The organism is Streptomyces sp. CB01881, assembly GCF_002953255.1.
In the GTDB taxonomy this organism is placed as follows: Bacteria; Actinomycetota; Actinomycetes; order Streptomycetales; family Streptomycetaceae; genus Kitasatospora.
The window spans coordinates 7027313-7045908 of record NZ_CP026498.1; the positions used below are offsets into that span (position 1 = coordinate 7027313).

An 18596-nucleotide genomic window follows, 5' to 3' on the forward strand; every position below is an offset into this window, starting at 1 on the left:
GGCGTGGGCGGGGTGGCCGGCCTGCGGGCCGGGTGGTCAGCTCGGGCCGGCCTTCGCCTGCACGGCGGCGACGTAGCGGACGGTGAACACCATCGGGAGGGCGAAGCCGGCGACCTGCGTGAGCGTCGCGGCCGTCGAGTGGCCCTGGCCGGCGTGGGCGAACACCGCGAGCACGGCGGCCGTGGCGGCGAAGGCCCCCGTCCAGACGGCGGTGATGACGACGTTGGTCCGGATGAACGGCTTGAGCCCCCAGACCTCCTGGGGCGTGGTGCGCTTGGCGATGCCCAGGGTGAACGGCTTGCCGATGAGCAGGGAGACCCCGGCGATCAGCGCCAGGGTGGCCGAGGACAGGGCCGCCGAGTAGTCGTGCACGCCCGACTGCGGGTCGGCGAAGGCGACCGCCGCCAGGGCCGCGAAGTAGGCCGCCGAGCCCAGCTCGATGATCAGGGCGTCGAAGCCGGCCCCGGCCCGGCGCTGCTGGGCGATCAGTGCCACCGCCACCACCAGCGCGGCCAGCGAGGCCCACTGCCACTGCCCGGACGGAAGCACCGCGAAGATGATCCACGGAAGGAAGGTGCGCACGTACGACATCCGGAAGTCCCCCTCAACATTCCATGTCTGACAGGTCTGAACTGTACATTGCACGAGTGACATGTCAATAGTGGAAGGTAAGATGGTCCGCATGAGCCTCCGATACGCCCTCCTCGGACTGCTGTCCGATCGCCCGGCCAGTGGGTACGACCTGCTCAAGAGCTTCGACACCTCGCTGGCCGACGTCTGGCCCGCCACCCAGAGCCAGATCTACACGGAGCTGTCCAGGCTCGCCGACGCCGGACTGATCAGCGTCACGGCGGAGGGCCCGCGCGGGCGGAAGGAGTACACCCTCACCGCCGAAGGGCTGGCCGACCTGCGGCACTGGCTGACCGAGACCACCCCGCAGCGCAACACCCGCAGCGACATCCTGCTGAGGGTCTTCTTCCTCGGCGTGCTCACCCCCGAGCAGGCGCGGGCCTACCTCACCGGACTGGTTGAGCTGTCCGACCGGGGGAACGAGGACCTGCGCGCACTGGCCGACTCCATCGACTGGGGCGGCGACCAGCTCTCCGTCTACGGCCGGATCGCCCTGGAGTACGGCCTCCGGTTCAACGCGATGCGCCGCGAGTGGGCCGAGTGGGCGGCCGGCCAGATCCGGTAGCCGCCGGGCGGTTGACGGCCGGAGTGGCCACGGACCGGCGCTCACCGCCCGGCCGGGACGAGGACGCCCCGGGGACCGGGCCGCCCCGCCGTCGCTGCGCGCGGGTCCGCGGGTCACGCGCCGCGGCGCGGGTGTCCGCCCTCTCCGCCGCCGGAGGACGAGAACTCCGCCCAGGCGCCGGCGAGCCGCCCGACCAGTTCGGCGGCGGTCCGCGGGGGGAACGAGCACGGGAGGCGGAGGTAGTGGTCGTGCGCGCCGGTCACGTCCAGCGCGGCGCCCGGGACGACCTCCGCGCCGTGGCGCAGCGCCACCTGGGTGAAGACCCGGGCGTCCGCACCGCCCGGCAGCTCGATCCACAGGACTGAGCCGCCGTCCGGCTGCCGCCAGCGCCATCCGGGCAGCTCCCGGGAGAGCAGGTCCCCCATGGTGGTGAGGTGTTGCCGCTGGAGTTCGGCGCGGGCGGGGGCGAGTCCGGGCAGCCGGGGGAGCAGCCTCGCGGCGAGGGCCTGGTCGAGCAGCGGGCTGCCGAGGTCGGCGAGGGCCTTCAGCCGGGCGGCGCGCTCGACGACGGGCCGCGGTGCACGGAGCCAGCCGATCCGCAGCCCACCCCAGACGGCCTTGGCCAGCGAACCGACGGTGAGCACCGCGGCCCCGGTGCCCCCGGCGCCCCCGGCGGCCGGGGCGGCGGCGATCGGCGCGGGCGTCCGTCCGGGGGCGAGGGCGGCTTCGTGGGCGCTGTCCTCCAGCACGGTGACACCGTGAGCGGCGGCCAGCTCGGCCACCCGGTGCCGACGCCCCTGCGACATGAGGACGCCGGTGGGGTTCTGGTACGTCGGCATCACGTACAGCAGGGCGGGCCGGTGCTCGGCCAGCGCGGCGGCCAGTCCGTCGATCCGGATGCCGTCGTCGTCGATCCCCACGCCGGCCAGGCGGGCGCCGGCGGCCCGGAACACGTCCAGGCAGCCCGCCCAGCCGGGGGACTCGACCAGGACGGTGGACCCCCTCCCGACGAACAGCTGGGCGGCCAGGCCGATCGCCTGCGTCGCCCCGCTCGTCACGAGCACCTGGTCGGGCGTGGTCGGCAGCCCGAACGCGGTGTGGTGAGCGGCGACGGCCGCGCGCAACACGGGCAGTCCGGCCGGGTGGTACCCCGCGTCGCCGAGCAGGCCGGGCAGGTCCTCGCGTACCAACTCGGCCAGCGCGGCGCCCAGATCGGGCCCGCCCGGCTCGGCGGCGCGACCCAGCGAGATGACGTCGTCCGGCCGGTCGAGGAGCCGCTGGACGATCGATCCGGCCCGGTTGCCGCGCAGTCGCCCGTCGGCGGGCGCCAGGGTGGGGCCGCCCGCCCGGACGACCCGCGTGCCGCTGCCGCGGCGGCTCTCCACCAGCCCCGAGACGCGCAGCGCGTCGTACGCGGCGACCACCGTGGCCCGGCTGACGGCGAGCGCGTCGGCGAGCCGTCGTTCGGCCGGGAGCCGCTCGCCGGGGCGGAGGTCCCCGGTGCCGATGGCGCGGGCGACCGCGGCGGCGAGGCTGCGGTACCGGGGTCCGGGGCCCGAGGTCCAGTCGCCGAGGAGTTCGATCAGCCCGGCCGGGTCCGACGGGTCCTCAATCCGGTCCACTTCCGCCCCCATTGGCTCGGGTGATCGATTTCGACAGCACCGAGGCTAGGCGAGGGCGCACCGCGAGACCGCAGCGCCCGTCCACCACGCCCGTCCACCACTGGAAGGCCTCCCTATGACGTTCCCCGACCCGTTCGACGCCCGGCTCCGGGCGATCTGCGACCTCCAGGTCCCGACCGCGCGCGAGGGCGCCGGGCGGCACGAGTACGACGGCGTCCTCCAGGACCTCTCGCCGGACGGCGTCCGCCGCGGCCTCGCCGCACTGGGTGGACCGGCGGACGCCCGGCCGTACCCGGACCCCCATGACGAGGCGCACGCGTCCGCCGTGGAGGACGCCCTCCGGGTGCGCTTCGGCGAGCTGGAACTGCACCGGGTCAACCCGCTCTGGCACATCGAGAACCTGGACCTCTCCGGCTACGACCGCGAGTACGCCCCGGACGCCGAGCGGGCCGCGGCGCGCCTGACCCACCTGCGTGGCTGGCCGTCCGCCGTGGACGCGGCCGTCGAGGCGCTGGACCGGGTGCCCGCGCCGCTGGCCGGGGCCACGCTGCCGCTCGCCCGCGGACTCGCGGCCTTCCTCGACCCGCGGGGCGGCCCGGTGCACGCCGCCGCCGGGCAGGCGCTGGACCGGCTGCTCGGCCACCTGGAGCAGGCCGCCGCATCGGGACCGGCGTCCGGCGCCCTCGGCGAGGGCGCACTCGCCCGCCTGCTCGGCTCGGCGGAGGCCTGCGAGGTGGACCTCGGCGGGCTGGCGGCCAGGGCCGCCGCGGAACGGGACCGGCTGGTGGTGCTGCGCGACGAGTCGCTGCGGCGCATCGACTCCCGCGCCGAGCCCTCCGAAACCCTGCGCAGGCTCCAGGCCGACCATCCGGCCGCCGACGAAGTCCTCGACTCCTTCGAGGAGTTGGTGAAGGAGGTGGTCGCCTGGGCCGCCGATCACCGGCTCACCCCGTACGACGACGTGGAGGTCCGGGTGCGGCCGATGCCGGCCTCCCAGCGCCGCGCGCTGGCCGGCCTCTCCGGTGCCGCGCCCTACGAGCCCGACGCACCGGGCCACTTCAACGTCTCGCTGCCCGACACCGGGTGGAGCGCGACGGAGGCGGAGCAGTGGCTGGCCACCGGGTTCAACCGGACCGCCATGCCGAACATGGCCATCCACGAGGTCGCGCCCGGACACGCGAGCCACTTCCGGGCCCTGCGGCGGGCCGGCAGCGACGTGCGCCGCACGCTCCACTCCGAGGCCTTCATCGAGGGCTGGGCCCACTACTGCGAGGAGTTGGCGCTGGAGGAGGGGTTCCGCGGCGGCGACGCGCGGGTGGCCGTGGCCGTGGCCGTCGACGCACTGCGGCGGGTGACCCGCTTCGCCTGCGCCATCGGGCTGCACAGCGGGGAGATGACCGTGGCGGACGCGGCCGCGCGCTTCACCGAGGACGTCTCGCTCGCCGGCCCCGCCGCGCAGCAGGAGGCCCGGCGCGGACTCTTCGACCCGACCTACGGGCGCTACACCTGGGGCAAGTTCGCCGTCGTAGACGCGCGCCGGCGGGCTCGCGAGCAGTGGGGCGGCGGCTTCTCGCTGCCCCGCTTCCACGCCGCCCTGCTCGGCCTCGGGGCCCCGCCGCTCGGGCTCCTGGACACCGCGCTGGAGCGCGGATGACCTCGCTGCCCGCCTTCGTGGCCGCGTCGCTCGTCCTGATCCTGCTTCCCGGCCCGAACCTCCTCTACATCGTCATGCGCAGCGTCCACGAGGGCCGGCGCGCGGGCGTCGTCTCCGCGCTGGGAGTGGAGACCGGCACGCTCGTCCACGTGCTGGCGGCCTCGCTCGGCCTGGCCTCGCTGGTGTCCCAGTCCCCGGCGGCCTTCGCCGTGCTGCGCTACGCGGGTGCCGGCTACCTCGCCTGGCTGGGCGTCCGGACCCTGACGAGCCGGACGGACGCCGCGGCCGCCGGCGCTGCGCCCGCCGCAGCGGGACCGGCCCGGATCTACCGCGACGGCGTACTGGTCAACCTCCTCAACCCCAAGGTGATCCTCTTCTTCGTGGCCTTCCTGCCCCAGTTCCTGCCGTCCGGCCTGGGCACGGGCGCGGCCCGGGCACGGATGCTCGGCCTCGGCACGGTCTTCCTGTTCATCGCCCTCGCCCTGGACCTCTGCTACGCCTTCGCCGGCGCGGCCCTGAGCGCTCGCCTCCGCAGCGCTGGCGTCCGCCTCAAGTACCCGGCGGCGGCCGTCTACCTTCTCCTCGCCACCGCGGCGGCCACCGGGGCCCTCTGACCCCCACGACCCGTCCCGAAGGCCCGGCCCGCGCGGGGGGCGGGCCGGCCCTTCGGGGCGGCGTCCTTCCCAGGGGTGCCCGCCACTCGTCCTGACCTGCGGTGTCCTGATGGTGTCCTGACGGCCCTCCGGGAGGATGGGCCGGCGTGGACAGCGACGAGCGAGACCGGGACCGAGATCGAGGCGGGTGGCCACAGGAGGTGCGGCACCTGCCCGGAGGGCCGACTGTGGCGCGCGTCACGGGAACCCGACCCGTGATGCCGGACAGCCGACAGGAGTGACCACAGAGATGCGATCCCGGGTGCGGGCCGGGAATCCCGACGCCTTCGCGGAGCTCTTCGACAGCTACGCCCGCACCGTCTACAACCACGCCTTCCGGCTGACCGGCGACTGGTCCGTCGCGGAGGACGTCATGTCGGCGACCTTCATGGAGGCGTGGCGGCTGCGCGGCACGGTGGAGCCCGAGGGTGGCTCGCTCCGGCCGTGGCTGCTGGGCGTCGCCACCAACCTCGCCCGCAACCACTGCCGCGGCAACCGGCGCTACCGGGCCGCGGCCGCAGCCGCCGCGGCGGCACCGGCAGCCGTTCCCGACCACGCCGACGAGGTGGCCGGCCGGCTCGACGACCGGCAGCGCATCGCGGTCACGCTGGCGCAGCTGAGCGCGCTGCGGCGCCCCGAGCGCGAAGTCCTCGTCCTGTGCCTGTGGGAGGGCCTGGAGTACGTCCAGGCCGCCCAGGTCCTCGGCGTTCCGGTCGGCACCGTCCGCTCCCGGTTGTCCCGCGCCCGCACGAAGCTGCGCAAGCTCGCCGACGCGGAACTGAAGAGGAACAGACGGGAACCCGCCGGTCGGCCCCGACAGACACATGGCGACCGTGCGAACGCGGTCCGGCCCGCACAGGGAGGAATCCGATGAACGCCAACCTTTCCCAGCCCCACCCGGCCGAGTGGGAGGAGACCGAGCACCTCCTGCCGTCCGTGGAGCGGGAACTGCCGGCGGGCCGCCACCAGTTCCACAAGGAGCGCCTCATGACCCGGATCCACGAAGACCTCCGGACCGCCGTCCCCGCGCGGCCGACCCGCACCACGAGGCCGCGCAGCCCGTTCCTGCGCCGCGCCGTCCTCCTGCCCGCGACCGCCTGTGTCCTGGCCGCCACGATCGGGACCGGCGTCCACTTCCTCGGCCCCGGGGACGCCACGGACCACGGCACCGGCCTCGCCACCGGCCCGCTGCTGACCACCCGGATCGGCGCCGCCGACCCCAAGGGCGCCCCGCAGCTCCTCGACCGCATCTCCCTGGCCAGCACGGCCGTCCCGGGCCCGTCGCCGGTGCGCGAGAACCAGTTCGTCTACATCGGCTCGAAGTCGGCCGGCACCCACGTGAGGACCGACCACGGCAAGAGCACCCTGGTCAGCGACGAACTGCACCAGCGCGAGACCTGGAGCTCCCCGGACGGCACCAAGGGCTGGCTGATCGAGCGCGGTGTCACCGGCCCCGAGGGCATCACCCTGGCGGGGCCCACCGAGACGGGCCAGGCCCCGACGGCGAACCTCAACGCGCCCACGTACGACTACCTCGCAACCCTGCCCACCGACCCGGACGCACTGCTGCGGAAGATCTACGAGGAGACCCGGGGCAAGGGCCGCACCCCCGACCAGGAGGCGTTCACCACCATCGGCGACCTCCTGGGCGGGAGCTACCCGCCGGCCGCTCTCACGGTCGCGCTCTACAAGGCCGCGGCGAAGATCCCCGGCGTGGTCACGGTCGACGACGCGGTCGACGCCGCCGGCCGGCACGGGGTCGCGGTCGCCCGCCTGGACGACACCTCCGGCCGGCGCACCGAATGGATCTTCGACAGCACGACCCTCGCGTTCCTCGGCGAGCGCACCGTCCAGGTCGAGGGGGAGTCCGGCGAGCACGGCCTGATCAAGCCCGGCACGGTGGTGTTCACCCAGGCCGTGATGACGCGTGCGGTCGTCGACCGGATCAAGGAAACGCCCACCCGGAGCTGAAGACGGCGAAGGCCCGGGCCGACGGAACGGTCCGGGCTCTGCACGGCGGTGGGCGGAGGCGGAGGCAACCGCAACCACCGCGGGGGCTGCGCCCGGTCCGGTCCGCACCCGGCGTGGTCGCGACGGCCGGGTCAGCTGCCCGGAGCTTCTGCCCGGGTCTTCTGCCCGGAGCTTCGGGCGGACACCGCGGAACCCGGACACCGCGGAACCCGGACACCGCGGAAGGGCGGGGGCTGCCCGTTCAGACGCGCCCGTAGCGGATCGCCTGGTCGGCGAACTCCTGGGCCATCTCCTCGGAAACGGTCGGACGGGTGCGGTGGATGGCGTCCAGATAGTCCCGGGTGCTGGGTTGGGTCCGCTCCCCCGTGTCCAGCGTGCGTTCGAACGTGCTCTGGGCGACCGCCATGGCGACCTGCCTGATGTCGGCCGGAGTGAAGCCCTCGCTGGCTTCGGCGAGGACCGCGGTGTCGGCGGCGGTACCCGATTTCGCCGTGTAGCCGGCCCACAGCGCGTCGCGGGCCACGGAGTCGGGTGGCCCGACCGGCAGGACGTAGTCGAACCGGCCGTGGCGCAGGAACGCCGGGTCCAGGGCGGCCACCGAGTTGGTGGCACAGACGAGGAGCCGGCCGTCGCGGTCGCGGAACCGCACGATCGACTTGAGGAGTTCGTTGACCACGCCGACCGACGCGGGGGCGGCGAGGCTGCGCGTACCGGCGACCTCCTCGACCTCGTCGATGAAGAGCAGAACGTGGTCGAGCCGCGCCACCTCCTCGAAGCGGCGGCCGAGTCCGGTGGCCAGCCCGTCCCCGGATGCGAGCCGGGAGGGGAAGATCTCGACGAACGGCCAGCCGAGCCGACCGGCCACGGCCTTGGCGAAACTGCTCTTGCCCGTGCCCGGCGGGCCGAACAGCACGACAGCGCGGGGCGGTTCCACTCCGTGGGCGTCCGCCAGCTCGGGGTTCGCCAGGGGCAGCACCAGGCGTCGTTCGATGAGCCGCTTCTCGTCGGCCATGCCCGTGAGCCGCTCCCAGAGACGGGCTTCGGGCATGACCGCGCCCAGCATCGCCAGGACCGTGGCGCCCTCGGCGCTGACGGTCTCGGACTTCTCGAAGTACGTGAGCCCCCGGTGGGGGCGGAATCCGGAGTTGACCAGTGCGGTGGCACCGGTCTCCCCATCGGGCAGCAGCGCTGCGACGATCCTGGCGCCGGCGTCCCGCAGACGATGCTCCAACGCGGACAGCAGGGCGGTGCCGATGCCGAGGTTCCGCCAGGCGGGGTGCAGGGCGATGCGCAGCACCCATGCCCGTTCCCCGTCCACCCGGCCCACCGCCGCGCCCACGAGATGCCCGTCGGCCACCACGACGACGCTCGGATCCCGCGCCTGCAACGCCGCGACCACGTCGGCGAGGCGGAAGACGGCGGCGCGATCCGTGGTGGCGCTCTCGGCATCGAGCCGGACCATCGCTTCGAGGTCGTCCGGCGTGAAGTCCCGCACATGCCAAACAGCCATACGCCGCTCTCGAACGTCGCGCACCCCTGGACTTCCATCATCGGTCGGTCCCGGTGCGGTCGCCCGCCCGGACGAGCGGCCATGGCCGGTTCGCGCCGGAGGTCCGGCAGGCGGTGCCGGGCCGCTCAGCCGAGCAGGAGTTCTGCCGCCGGGGTGTGGTTTCCGGTCGCGGAGGCGCCGGCCATCGCAGAGGCGGCCGTCGCCGGGGCGGTCCCGGGCGGTACCACCAGGAGCAGGAAGTGGTCCTGGAATCCCCGGGTGACGCTGATCGTCGCGTCGCTGCCGGTGAACCAGTTGATCCTGATCACCAGGCCGTTCGCCGCGACGGACCGGGGCACGACGTCCCAGGCCGAAGTGTCGAGGCCGACCCGGACGATGCGCCCGAAGTGGGCGCCGAGTGCGGTGATCAGGTCCGGCAGTTCGGCGAGGACGCGGTTCGAGCGGGGCCACCAGGCGCCGTCGAAGACGCCCTCCCGCGACATCGTCGGCTCCAGTTCCAGCCGCGGCAGCAACGGGCTGCCGGGCACCGACCACGGCCCGGAGGAGGAAGACACCGGGAAAGGAATCGGCATCATGCGAAGCCGCCCGTCCGGTCCGCGAGGGACCCGTCACGACCCAGGGCGACGTCGGCGCTGATGCCGGTGTGCGGAATGTCCTCGGTTGTCTCCCACGCTACTCCGCAGCGGTCTTCCGGCGGCGGCCCGCCACGGGAGTAGGCTCGAAGGGATCCAGGGCACCCCGCATCCCGGTACCTGTTCCGGCTTCGTTCTGGGTGGACAGTCCGGCAGTCCCCAGCGGGCGGCCGGAGACGGGAACGGTGACCACCGTGACCACTCACTCCCCGCAGTCGGCACGGCCCGGCCACGGCCTCACGGTCGCCGACGCCATGGACCCCTGCGGCTACGCGATAGCCGACGACAGCACCGTCGACCAGGCCAACGACATCTTCCGCGGCTCCGACGTCGAGTACCTGCTCGTCCGTGACCACGACGGCCGGTGCGAGGGGCTGGTCACCCGCATCGGGCTCCACCCGTCCCTGGACCGCCCCTTGTGCACCGAGCGCACCACGATCAGTGCCACCTCGCACCAGCGCGGTCCGTTCGCCTGGCCGACCATGGGTCTGGCCCTGGCCGCGATCGCGATGCGGATCAAGCACCTGGCGGTCTGGCCCGTCGTCGACGAGGACGGCTACCTTCTCGGCGTCATCACCGCGGACCGCGCCACCGGCCTGCTCGCCGTAGCGCCGACTCCGTGAAGCAGCCGGTGCACCCCGCTGCCCGGCCGGAGACCGGAGAGCGGTCGGAAAGCGGCCGGACCGACTGGGGCCAGAACCGGGGCCGCATACGACGAAGGCCCGGACCGCTGTGCGGTCCGGGCCTTCTGCCGGCGGAGGATACGAGATTCGAACTCGTGAGGGATTGCTCCCAACACGCTTTCCAAATGTTCGTCCGGCTGTCCGGGAGTATCCGTAGGTGTCCTGACCTGCGGCGGAGTGACCCGTCAGTGTGGCTGTGGACGGTGCCGGACGGGGGTGAATGCAACCAAGACTGCAACCAGGGTCAGAACGTCTTCCCTGGTAGGGGCACCGTGAAGGGACCGCACGAATAGAGTTGGTGGCGCCCGAGCCGGGGTGCAGGGCCAGTTCGGGTACGGGCGAGCCCGCTGTGCTGAGTCGTCGCCGGAGCCGGTCAGGCGTGCCGACCGCGAACCCGTCCCCGGCCTGCGCGAGGTCTGGCACGCCACGACGGCCTGATCCGGGCGGCGGCACGATCCGCCCGCGATGCGCCAAAAGATCTTTCCGTGAGGGCGACGGTTTTTTCGCCCGCCGCTGGTCTGGATAGGTACCGCATCCGACCAGCACTGTGGAGTCTCTGATGTCAGATCCCGTTCAGACCGCCGTCGTCACCGGTGCCAGCCGCGGATTCGGGCGTGCGATCGCCGCCGCGCTCGTCGCCCGGGGAACCCACGTCATCGGTATCGCCCGCGACGGGCAGGAGCTGCGCGGCGTCCACGACGACCTCGGCGAGTGCTTCACGCCCGTCGCCGCCGACGCCACCGACGAAGCGCTCGCCGCGGAGGTGATCCGCAGGCACCACCCGGGTCTGCTCGTCCTCAATGCCGGGGCCACGCCGCACATGGCGCCCGTGCAGGAGCAGACCTGGGAGACCTTCAGTCGCAACTGGGAGGTCGACACCCGACACGTGTTCACCTGGACCGGGGCGGCGCTGCGGGAGCCGTTGGCGCCGGGCAGCCTGGTCCTGTCGATGTCCAGCGGGGCCGCTCTGGCCGGCTCACCGCTCAGCGGCGGGTACGCCGGCGCCAAGGCTGCCATCCGGTACCTGCGCCAGTACGGTGCCGAGGAGTCGGGCCGGGCCGGGTTGGGGATCCGGTTCGTCACGGTGCTGCCGAACATGACCCCGGTCGGCGGGGTGGGCGACGTCGCGGTCACGGGCTACGCCGCGCGGGTGGGCGTCGACCGGGAGACCTTCGTAGCGGGGCGGCAGCCGATCCTCACCCTGGAGCAGGTCGGCCAGGCCGTGGTGGAGCTCGCCGGGAACCCGGACAGCGGTCCGGAGTACAAGCTCGGTGGCGAAGGTCTGAGCCCGATCGGCTGAGCCGCCGCCCCGCCCCGCCGCGCACCCCCGCCTACAGTTGGCCCGCCGCACTCCTAGGAGGATCCGCGATGCCGTCGAACAGCCAGTTCTCCGCTCTGACCGAGCCGTTCCGGCCGGAACTGCTCGCGTACTGCTACCGGATCCTCGGCTCGATCCATGACGCTGAGGACCTGGTACAGGAGACCTACCTTCGGGCGTGGCGTGGGTTCGACGGCTTCGAGGGCCGTTCCTCGGTGCGGCGGTGGCTGTATCGGATCGCCACCATGGCCTGCTTGACGGCACTGGAGACACGCAAGCGCAGGCCCCTGCCGTCAGGGCTGGGCGCGCCCTCGGACGACCACCGGGTAACGGTGGCTCCCCGCGAGCCGACGGTGGAGTGGCTTCAGCCGGCGCCGGACGCTCGCTTCGGCGCCGACGACCCGGCGACGGTCGTGGCCGCGCGGACGGGCGTTCGCCTCGCCTTCATCGCCGCACTGCAGTACCTGTCCGCCCGCCAGCGCGCCGTGCTGACCCTGCGCGACGTGCTCGGGTTCCGTACGGCCGAGGTGGCGGAGGTGTTGGACACGACCGTCGCGGCCGTGGACAGCGCGCTCCGCCGCGCCCGCGCCCGCCTGGCCGACGCCGGACCGGTCGCAGATGACCTGGTCGAGCCGGACGAGCAGATCTGGCGCGGGCTCCTTGACGGCTACGTCGACGCCTTCACTCGCGCCGACCCCGATGCCCTGGTGCACCTGCTCCGCGCCGATGTCGAGATGGAGATGCCGCCGACCCCGACCTGGTTCACCGGCCGCCAAGCCGTCCTCGGCTTCCTGTCCGTCCGCGTCCTGCGTCCGGACCGGTGGCGGATGACGCCCACCCGCGCCAACGGCCAGCCCGCCTTCATCGTCCACCATCACACGGGCGACGGCCGGTACGAGCCGTACGGCATCCAGGTCCTGACCCTGCGCGGGTGCCGCATCGCCCGGATCACCGCCTTCAACGACCCGGCCCTGGTGGCGACCTTCACTGCCCGCCCCCTCGAAGTCCGCTGACATGCGCTCTCCTGGGCCCGCCGGGGCCGGGGCCGGGTTCGCTTAATCGGCGCACCGGACGGGTACTCGCGGAGCAACGGGTCGCCGCACTCGGCTCAACTCAACCCGGGTCATCGTCGATACGACGAAGGCCCGGACCGCTGGTGCGGTCCGGGCCTTCTGCCGGCGGAGGATACGAGATTCGAACTCGTGAGGGATTGCTCCCAACACGCTTTCCAATTCTCCCGAACGCTGTCCGCCGGGGTTCACACCCGTCCTGACCTGCGCCGGAGCGATCCATGGGCGTAGCTCTGAACCCGGTTGGACGGGGCTGAATGAGACCAAAACTGAGACCAGGTGGTGCTCAGCTGCGACCCGCTGGAGTATCTTCCACCGTGCCGGTCCACGCGACTGAGGGGGCACGTACGCGAGTGCCGTGCCGGCTGAACGGGCTACGCCCAGCAATCCGGCGGTGCGTCGGATCCACCTCAACGGTGCCGAAGCCAGGCTGCCACAACGGTGCTGGTGCGGTGGACCAGTCGGGCGCCTCAGGGCGTGCGGTATGGATTGCAGCCCTACCGATGCCATGATTCTCGCCCCCGCAGACACAGTCGCAAGGGCTATCGGGTGAGGCGTCTGCGCAGGTAGCCGAGCCACAGATTGGCGGGCCATCGCCGTTTGGGTGGTGTGGGCAGAGCCTGGGGGAGCATGGTGTCTGGAGATACCAATCGAGGCACGCGATCGCGCCGGTCAGTTCGCGGTCTAGGACAGCGAGCATGACAGGTACGACGTCCTCCAGCGTGGTGATGACGCTCCAGTAGGACACCGGAGGCACGCTGCAAGAGACCATTTTCTGGTATCCGGAAGCGAAGGTTCGTCCCACCGCGTGATCGCTGACCGCGCATATGTCCGCACTCAGACCGAGTGGACGGTAGTCGCCGATGACCCATGAGTCGTCGGACAAGTGGGCCCACCTACCGCCAGTGATCTCACACCAGACCTTGCCGCCGCGGATCTCGCCCCATTCATGGACCATGCCGATGAGAACGGCCGCTGTATCTCGGCCATCGGCGAGCTTCCGCTGTTCGGCGGGTGCCTTCGAGAGCACAGCGCGGAGCATGTCCTCGCCACGTCGACTCGCGGGCTTCCTGGAACGTGACTCGCCGCGTAACGGCTTCAAACAGCACCTCTCAGGACGTAGCAGGGATCGCAGCGATCCTGCTCGCTACGTCACGGTTGCAAACTAGATGACTGAGTCCAAGGGTTCGCCTGCGGACATGGAGCGAGGGCGTCCATGGTCAGTTTGTGACGACCGACATAGACACCCTCGCAACTGCACTCTACGTCAAGGTAGATGACGCCCTGAAGGCTTCTCCGGAACTCGCTCCGTGGCGTCCGCGGTCGGGATCGCGCCTACGCTCAGTGGCGCCGAGCTGGTCACCCTGGCGGTCATGTCGGCGCTGCTCGGCTACACCTCCGAGCGGCGCTGGCTCCGCCGCGCGCACCGCGACTTCCGCCACCTGTTCCCCTACCTGCCTCAGCAGTCCGGCTACAACAAGCGCCTGAGGGCGGCATGCTCCCTGGCCAAGCACATGATCAGGATGCTGGCTCAGGACACCTCACTGTGGAGCGACGACGTGTGGGTGGTGGACTCCACCCCGGTCGGCTGCGGCTGCTCCCGCGAGACCGCCAAGCGCTCGGACCTGGCTGGCTGGGCCCAGTACGGCTACTGCGCGTCGCATTCGCGGTACTTCTGGGGCCTGCGGCTGCACTTGGTCTGCACCCTGGGCGGGCTGCCCGTCCTGTTCGCGCTCACCGGTGCAAAGGCCGACGAACGCGAAACGCTGCAGGACATGCTCGACGCCGCGCCTGACGTCGCCGCCACCCATCCGAGGCAGACGATCATCGGCGACAAGAACTATTACGGCCGCGACTTCGAGCACGACGTCACCGAGCGTCACCCGACGTTGTTGCGTCCGGCCCGCAAGGGCGAACCCGAACGGGCCGGAGCGCACCTGTTCAAGCCGCTGCGGCAGGTCATCGAGTCGATCAACCAGACCTTCAAAGGGCAGCTCAACCTGGAACAACACGGCGGGCACACTCCGGCCGGAGTGATGATCCGGGTCCTGTCCCGGATCCTGGCGCTGACCGCCGCGATCTGGCTGAACGACCAGACCGGCCAACCCGTCAAGCGATCCCTGGTCGCCTTCGATCACTGATCGCGACGACACCCCTTGGACTCATTCATCTAGTGCCGCGTCCTTACAGGTCGTCGCTGCACCAGGGAAGATGGCCGCTTGCGGCGCCTACCCGCCTGCCTCGCTGCGTCGTTGGCCGTACCTTATTCGCCTGGCTGGGGGTGAGCGCATGGCTGACAACGCTTGTCCACGGCAAGGTGGATCCTCGTGGTCGGTGGCCGCTGGCCGGATCTGGCGAGTACATCAAGGAGCAGCAATGTGACCCATGTCACCTTGAATGCCTGGAGATTCATTGCCGGTTCTGTCCTGTGCCGGGCCGAGAGGTAGCAAACGTCAGCGCACAATAGCTACAGGAGCATGCATGGCCCTCATGTTCTACTCTGACCTCGACATCGGTCGGACGGATGCCAGGACGCTTGACGCGCTCAACACCGTGCTGATGGAGGTTGTGCGCGAGTCTCTGGCTAGCGCTCAAGGCCGGTCGTCCCGCCCCGTCGAGTCTTTTAGGCCTTCTCTGGGTAGCCAGTGCGGTGCGGCCGAAGAGCTGGCCCTGCAGATGATCCAGCGCGTCCGGCATGCGCAAGTGCAGCTGCTGGACAGGAACGCCTACCTTCGCTACCTCTGCTCTAGTTGCCTCCTCCGCGGGCACTCGGCCTGTCGAGCTGGGAACCGTTCAGCTGTAAAGCGCGCGCGCCACCTGCTGCTGGAGCCCAAGGTGGCCCACAGCGGCCTGTGGGCCGCTCAGCCGCTGCCGACGGCCTCCAGGGTGGTCGAGCGGCTCCAGGCGATGGCGGCTGTCGTCGAGGACGCACCGGCCAGCGACGAGGAGGCGCGACGAAGGCGAGGTGCTTTCGTTGACGATCTCCGCTCTGCGGCTAACTCCTGGAGGAAGCGGGGTCTCGCAGATAGTGCTGTGGACGTCGATGCGGAAGAGCCCATGCAGTTCTATTGGGCAGTCACAATTGCTCTCTGCAAGGCGATTGGGGAAGAGGAAGAGCGGACTGACATTCGACATTCACCTGTGAACTTCATTGCCGAAGTACTGCTCACACTCGCCGAGCAGATTCAAAGCCCGCTTGCTCCTCCGGCTCGCGAGGCTCTCATGGCAGCACTTGTTGCCCGCAACGCCGCCATTGAGGGTGACTCGGTAGCAGTGGACGATTTCAGTCGGTCCTGGCTTGGCTTGAGTAAGCCGGAACAATGGCGTGAGTCTGTCGAGATGGCACTACTTGGTAACTGGGTCGACGCTCTGGGAGCGCACTTGGGTGATGACTCAGAGGTCATGGACCTACTTCTGCGCCACTCACACTCAGAGCATCGACATCTACAGCCGCTCTGGGAGCGTAAAGTTCGTGGCAGGAGGCTGCGCTTGCTGGATGACCCAGTGGCGGAGGGGGTTGCACTGCGGGACATCATCACTGATCACTGCCGTCCCGAGGATGAGTTGTTCTTCAGTGAGTTGGAGGACGCCCGGGTCCTTGCTGTCCTGCGGTCACTGAAGCCATCCGAAGCTGCTGTAGCTGCCGTCTACGGTTCGAGTCGCGTGACCTGGACTCAAGCGGCGGAGCAGGCTGGTGAGGGCGATCCGGCCGCGTTCGGCGAGCGTGTTCGGAAAAAGCTCAAGAGGTTGGGGAGTCGCCACCTGGTCCGTTCAGCACCCGCTGTGGGTACGGACACAGGGGTGGCGAGGTGAATATCCTAAGGAGTGCGCTGCCTGAATTCCTCGGAGGTCTAATGGTGGCAACCGTTTTGGGAGTCGGGCGCTTTTTCGTGCGGGTGGTGAGGCGGCGGAACGTGATCGTCGATGTGCGTGACTCTCCTTCCGATGCCCCTGTCGTGCCACAGGAATTCGAAGCCTCAACGACCGGGCTGACCTGCTCCTGTGGCGGGAATTGGCTGGATCGCGGATGCCCCGAAGAACAGGCGGAACGTCGCAGTCCATAGAATCCTTCGAATGAAGGTGAAAATATGCCCCATCTAGTGGCTGGCGTCAGACTGGCGCTAGTAACCTCGGTCTGGCGGCAGTGTGCAACTCAACTCTCGCCGAGAGAATATTAAGGGGTTCCAACCGGAATCCTCATGCCCAGTCGCCGACCAACATCGGCTCGGGTCGGAGGGAGACCCCGGTCGCGATCTCGACCTGGGCCGAGAGTTTGGTGAGGGCCTGGGCGAAGCCCGTTGAGGTGGCGCCGTCGTGGGCGGTGAGGGTGAGGGTGCGGCGTTCCGAGCAGCGGATGCCGGAGGCGATCTTGTAGCCGGGGCGGTAGCCGATGTGCTCCAGGAGCCAGCCGGCGCTGGCCCGGAGTTGCCCGTCGTTGTCGGTGTGGACGGGGCAGCCGGTGGCGGACAGGCGGGTGGCCTGGGTGGCGGTGACGGGCGGGTTGAGGAAGACCGATCCGGCCTGGCGGGCGGCGGGGCCGTGGGGGTCGAGGAGGAGTCCGCGGCGGTGGCGGTTGGCGAGGACGGCTGCCGTCACCTCGGCGACGGGAGGGCGGGCGCCGAGGGAGGCGCCGAGTTCGTCGGCGAGCGGCTGGTAGGTGATGGGGGAGGCCGGTGAGCGGGTGAGGCGGAACGTCGCCGTGAGGATGGTCCAGCGGCTGGGGTCGTTCTTGAAGCGGCTGTCGCGGTGGCGGAGGCGGCATGCCTGGGCGGGCAGGGTCCGCAGGCGGCCCATGTCCCAGTCCCAGGCGGTGAGGTGGTCGAGCGTGTCGGAGACCTGTTGGCCATAGGCGCCGGTGTTCTGGACGGGGGCGGCGCCGGTGGTGCCGGGTATCCCGGCCAGGCACTCGATCCCGGCCAGGTGTTCGGTGGCGGCCCAGGCGATGAGGTCGCTGAGCGGGTGTCCGGCCTGGACGGTGACGTCGACCGTGGTGTCGTCCGAGCGGGTGGCGGTGATGCCCCGGGTGTTCATCACCACGACGGTGCCGGGGTGGCCGGAGTCGGAGGCGATGACGTTGCTGCCGTGGCCCAGCACCACGGGGGCTTGTTCGTGGCGCTGCCCGATCGTTCTGACGGCGTCGGCCCAGTTGGCGGGGGTGGAGATCGTCAGGAAGTGTTCGGCAGGGCCGCCGAGCCGCAGGGTGGTGAGGGACGCGAACGTGGTGCTGGGCATGGTAGGCCCTCCTAGGGTTCGTCGGTGATCGCCTTGAGGGCGAGGGTCCGCAGCGGGGCGAGGCGGGTGCGGTTGTCCTGGTGGTGGTAGACGGCGTTGGTGCAGATGGCCAGGTAGCGGCCGGTGGCCGGGGCGAGGTAGAGGCTGGTCCCGGTGAAGCCGTGGTGGTAGGCAACCCTGCCCTCGTCGGCGAGGATCCAGGCCAGGCCCCGGTCGAGGCCCGGCTCGATCTCGGCCTGCGGCTGCATGCTGTAGGCGAGCCAGCGGCCCAGGGGCCCATCGGTGGCGTGCGAGGTCAGCAGGTGTGTGGCAAAGGTGGCGAGGTCGGCCGGGGTGGTGAACACCCCGGCGTGGCCGGCGACGCCGCCGAGCAGGGCGGCGTTGTCGTCGTGCGGCATCCCCCACAGTCGGGGCCCGCCGGTCAACCGCTGCTCGGTCGGGGCGACCTGGGCGGAGCGGGGCACCGGTCCGTAGGTCGTGCTTGTCATGCCAAGGTGCTGCCAGAGTTCGGCCGCCAGCTCGTCCAGGCGCTGGCAGCGGTAGTGGGCCAGGGCCAGGCCGAGGAGGATGAAGCCGCGGTTGATGTAGCGGTGACCGGCCCCGGGGTCGGCGATCAGCGGCTCTCCGCAGATCAGGTCGGCCAGCGGCTCGGGGCGGTTGCGGTACTGGTCGAGGCGGGTGTCGGCTCGCAGGCCGGAGGTGTGAGCCAATACCTGGCGGACCGTCACCTGGCCCCCGGGCGCCTCGGTCGGGATGCCGGTCAGCAGTTCGCGGATAGGGGTGTCCAGGGTGAAGCCATCCATGAGGGAGGTGCCGACCAGCGGCCAGGTGGCCAGGACCTTGGTCAGCGAGGCCACGTCGTACACCGTGTCCGGCCCCGGCCGGGCGTCGCCGCACTCGGGGGCGACGATGCCGGAGGCCAGGTAGCCGGGCTCGGTGTCGAAGGTGCCGTGGGCGATGACTCCGCCGGGCACGGTGCCGTCAGCGGTCATCAGGTCCAGGCACTCGCGCAGGTCGGCGATCGCGTTCGGCTTCCACGGCACGGTGTTGGTCACG

The 18596-nt window shown here is 71.2% G+C and carries 15 protein-coding genes and 1 pseudogene; 10 read left to right on the forward strand and 6 right to left on the reverse strand.

Annotated features, from left to right (window positions below; genetic code table 11):
• Nucleotides 1-36: 36 nt before the first annotated feature.
• The gene (locus C2142_RS20545) at nucleotides 37-591 is read right to left on the reverse strand and encodes a hypothetical protein (protein WP_148644013.1); all 555 of its coding nucleotides are present in this window, start codon (nucleotides 589-591) and stop codon (nucleotides 37-39) included.
• A gap of 91 nt (nucleotides 592-682) precedes the next feature.
• On the opposite strand from C2142_RS20545, the gene C2142_RS20550 reads away from it, so the two are divergent.
• The gene (locus tag C2142_RS20550; protein ID WP_148644014.1) at nucleotides 683-1195 is read left to right on the forward strand and encodes a PadR family transcriptional regulator; all 513 of its coding nucleotides are present in this window, start codon (nucleotides 683-685) and stop codon (nucleotides 1193-1195) included.
• Between the two features lie 113 nt (nucleotides 1196-1308).
• On the opposite strand, the gene C2142_RS20555 is transcribed toward C2142_RS20550, so the two are convergent.
• Entirely contained in the window at nucleotides 1309-2817 is a 1509-nt protein-coding gene (locus C2142_RS20555) for a PLP-dependent aminotransferase family protein (RefSeq protein ID WP_206670992.1), read from the reverse strand.
• A gap of 115 nt (nucleotides 2818-2932) precedes the next feature.
• Between C2142_RS20555 and C2142_RS20560 the strand changes: the two genes are divergently transcribed.
• The 4 genes from C2142_RS20560 (at nucleotide 2933) to C2142_RS20575 (ending at nucleotide 7095) form a co-directional block, all read left to right on the forward strand.
• On the forward strand, nucleotides 2933-4471 hold the full coding sequence (locus C2142_RS20560; protein WP_148644016.1) for a DUF885 family protein: 1539 nt from the start codon (nucleotides 2933-2935) through the stop codon (nucleotides 4469-4471).
• A complete protein-coding gene (locus tag C2142_RS20565; RefSeq protein ID WP_148644017.1) occupies nucleotides 4468-5085 on the forward strand; it encodes a LysE family translocator in 618 nt (205 codons plus the stop codon). Before C2142_RS20560 ends, C2142_RS20565 begins: the two co-directional genes overlap by 4 nt.
• 277 nt (nucleotides 5086-5362) lie before the next feature.
• Nucleotides 5363-5998: an RNA polymerase sigma factor gene (locus tag C2142_RS20570; protein ID WP_148644018.1), complete on the forward strand. Its 636-nt coding sequence runs from the start codon at nucleotides 5363-5365 to the stop codon at nucleotides 5996-5998.
• A complete protein-coding gene (locus C2142_RS20575) occupies nucleotides 5995-7095 on the forward strand; it encodes a CU044_5270 family protein (protein ID WP_148644019.1) in 1101 nt (366 codons plus the stop codon). The genes C2142_RS20570 and C2142_RS20575 overlap by 4 nt, the downstream gene beginning before the upstream one ends.
• Nucleotides 7096-7336: 241 nt before the next feature.
• Here C2142_RS20575 and C2142_RS20580 read toward each other — a convergent pair whose 3' ends face one another.
• A complete protein-coding gene (locus C2142_RS20580) occupies nucleotides 7337-8605 on the reverse strand; it encodes a GNAT family N-acetyltransferase (protein WP_148644020.1) in 1269 nt (422 codons plus the stop codon).
• A 125-nt stretch (nucleotides 8606-8730) separates the two neighbouring features.
• Entirely contained in the window at nucleotides 8731-9159 is a 429-nt protein-coding gene (locus C2142_RS20585) for a DUF5994 family protein (RefSeq protein ID WP_148644021.1), read from the reverse strand.
• Nucleotides 9160-9431: 272 nt separating this feature from the next.
• Between C2142_RS20585 and C2142_RS20590 the strand changes: the two genes are divergently transcribed.
• From C2142_RS20590 to C2142_RS20610, 5 genes and pseudogenes are all read left to right on the forward strand, one after another.
• Nucleotides 9432-9860: a CBS domain-containing protein gene (locus C2142_RS20590; RefSeq protein WP_148644022.1), complete on the forward strand. Its 429-nt coding sequence runs from the start codon at nucleotides 9432-9434 to the stop codon at nucleotides 9858-9860.
• Nucleotides 9861-10479: 619 nt separating this feature from the next.
• Nucleotides 10480-11220, forward strand: coding sequence for an SDR family oxidoreductase (locus C2142_RS20595; RefSeq protein ID WP_148644023.1), 741 nt, complete (start codon nucleotides 10480-10482; stop codon nucleotides 11218-11220).
• Nucleotides 11221-11288: 68 nt separating this feature from the next.
• Complete coding sequence (locus C2142_RS20600) at nucleotides 11289-12251, forward strand: RNA polymerase subunit sigma-70 (protein WP_148644024.1); 963 nt, start codon at nucleotides 11289-11291, stop codon at nucleotides 12249-12251.
• Between the two features lie 1284 nt (nucleotides 12252-13535).
• Nucleotides 13536-14449: pseudogene (locus C2142_RS20605) on the forward strand (IS982 family transposase).
• Between the two features lie 340 nt (nucleotides 14450-14789).
• Nucleotides 14790-16121: a hypothetical protein gene (locus tag C2142_RS20610; RefSeq protein WP_148644025.1), complete on the forward strand. Its 1332-nt coding sequence runs from the start codon at nucleotides 14790-14792 to the stop codon at nucleotides 16119-16121.
• Nucleotides 16122-16505: 384 nt separating this feature from the next.
• Here the strand turns inward: C2142_RS20610 and C2142_RS20615 are convergent, their stop codons facing one another.
• Together C2142_RS20615 and C2142_RS20620 are read right to left on the reverse strand one after the other, a co-directional pair.
• The gene (locus C2142_RS20615; RefSeq protein WP_148644026.1) at nucleotides 16506-17540 is read right to left on the reverse strand and encodes a UDP-N-acetylmuramate dehydrogenase; all 1035 of its coding nucleotides are present in this window, start codon (nucleotides 17538-17540) and stop codon (nucleotides 16506-16508) included.
• Nucleotides 17541-17551: 11 nt separating this feature from the next.
• Nucleotides 17552-18595: a beta-lactamase family protein gene (locus C2142_RS20620; RefSeq protein WP_241002692.1), complete on the reverse strand. Its 1044-nt coding sequence runs from the start codon at nucleotides 18593-18595 to the stop codon at nucleotides 17552-17554.
• Between the last annotated feature and the right edge of the window lies 1 nt (nucleotide 18596).

Bases quoted from the DNA above. Each gene is read 5' to 3' on its own strand.
- C2142_RS20560 (WP_148644016.1), top strand. From the start codon at position 2,933: ATGACGTTCCCCGACCCGTTCGACGCCCGGCTCCGGGCGATCTGCGAC.
- C2142_RS20610 (WP_148644025.1), top strand. From the start codon at position 14,790: ATGGCCCTCATGTTCTACTCTGACCTCGACATCGGTCGGACGGATGCC.
- C2142_RS20545 (WP_148644013.1), bottom strand. From the start codon at position 591: ATGTCGTACGTGCGCACCTTCCTTCCGTGGATCATCTTCGCGGTGCTT.
- C2142_RS20580 (WP_148644020.1), bottom strand. From the start codon at position 8,605: ATGGCTGTTTGGCATGTGCGGGACTTCACGCCGGACGACCTCGAAGCG.
- C2142_RS20615 (WP_148644026.1), bottom strand. From the start codon at position 17,540: ATGCCCAGCACCACGTTCGCGTCCCTCACCACCCTGCGGCTCGGCGGC.
- C2142_RS20565 (WP_148644017.1), top strand. From the start codon at position 4,468: ATGACCTCGCTGCCCGCCTTCGTGGCCGCGTCGCTCGTCCTGATCCTG.
- C2142_RS20550 (WP_148644014.1), top strand. From the start codon at position 683: ATGAGCCTCCGATACGCCCTCCTCGGACTGCTGTCCGATCGCCCGGCC.
- C2142_RS20600 (WP_148644024.1), top strand. From the start codon at position 11,289: ATGCCGTCGAACAGCCAGTTCTCCGCTCTGACCGAGCCGTTCCGGCCG.
- C2142_RS20575 (WP_148644019.1), top strand. From the start codon at position 5,995: ATGAACGCCAACCTTTCCCAGCCCCACCCGGCCGAGTGGGAGGAGACC.
- C2142_RS20595 (WP_148644023.1), top strand. From the start codon at position 10,480: ATGTCAGATCCCGTTCAGACCGCCGTCGTCACCGGTGCCAGCCGCGGA.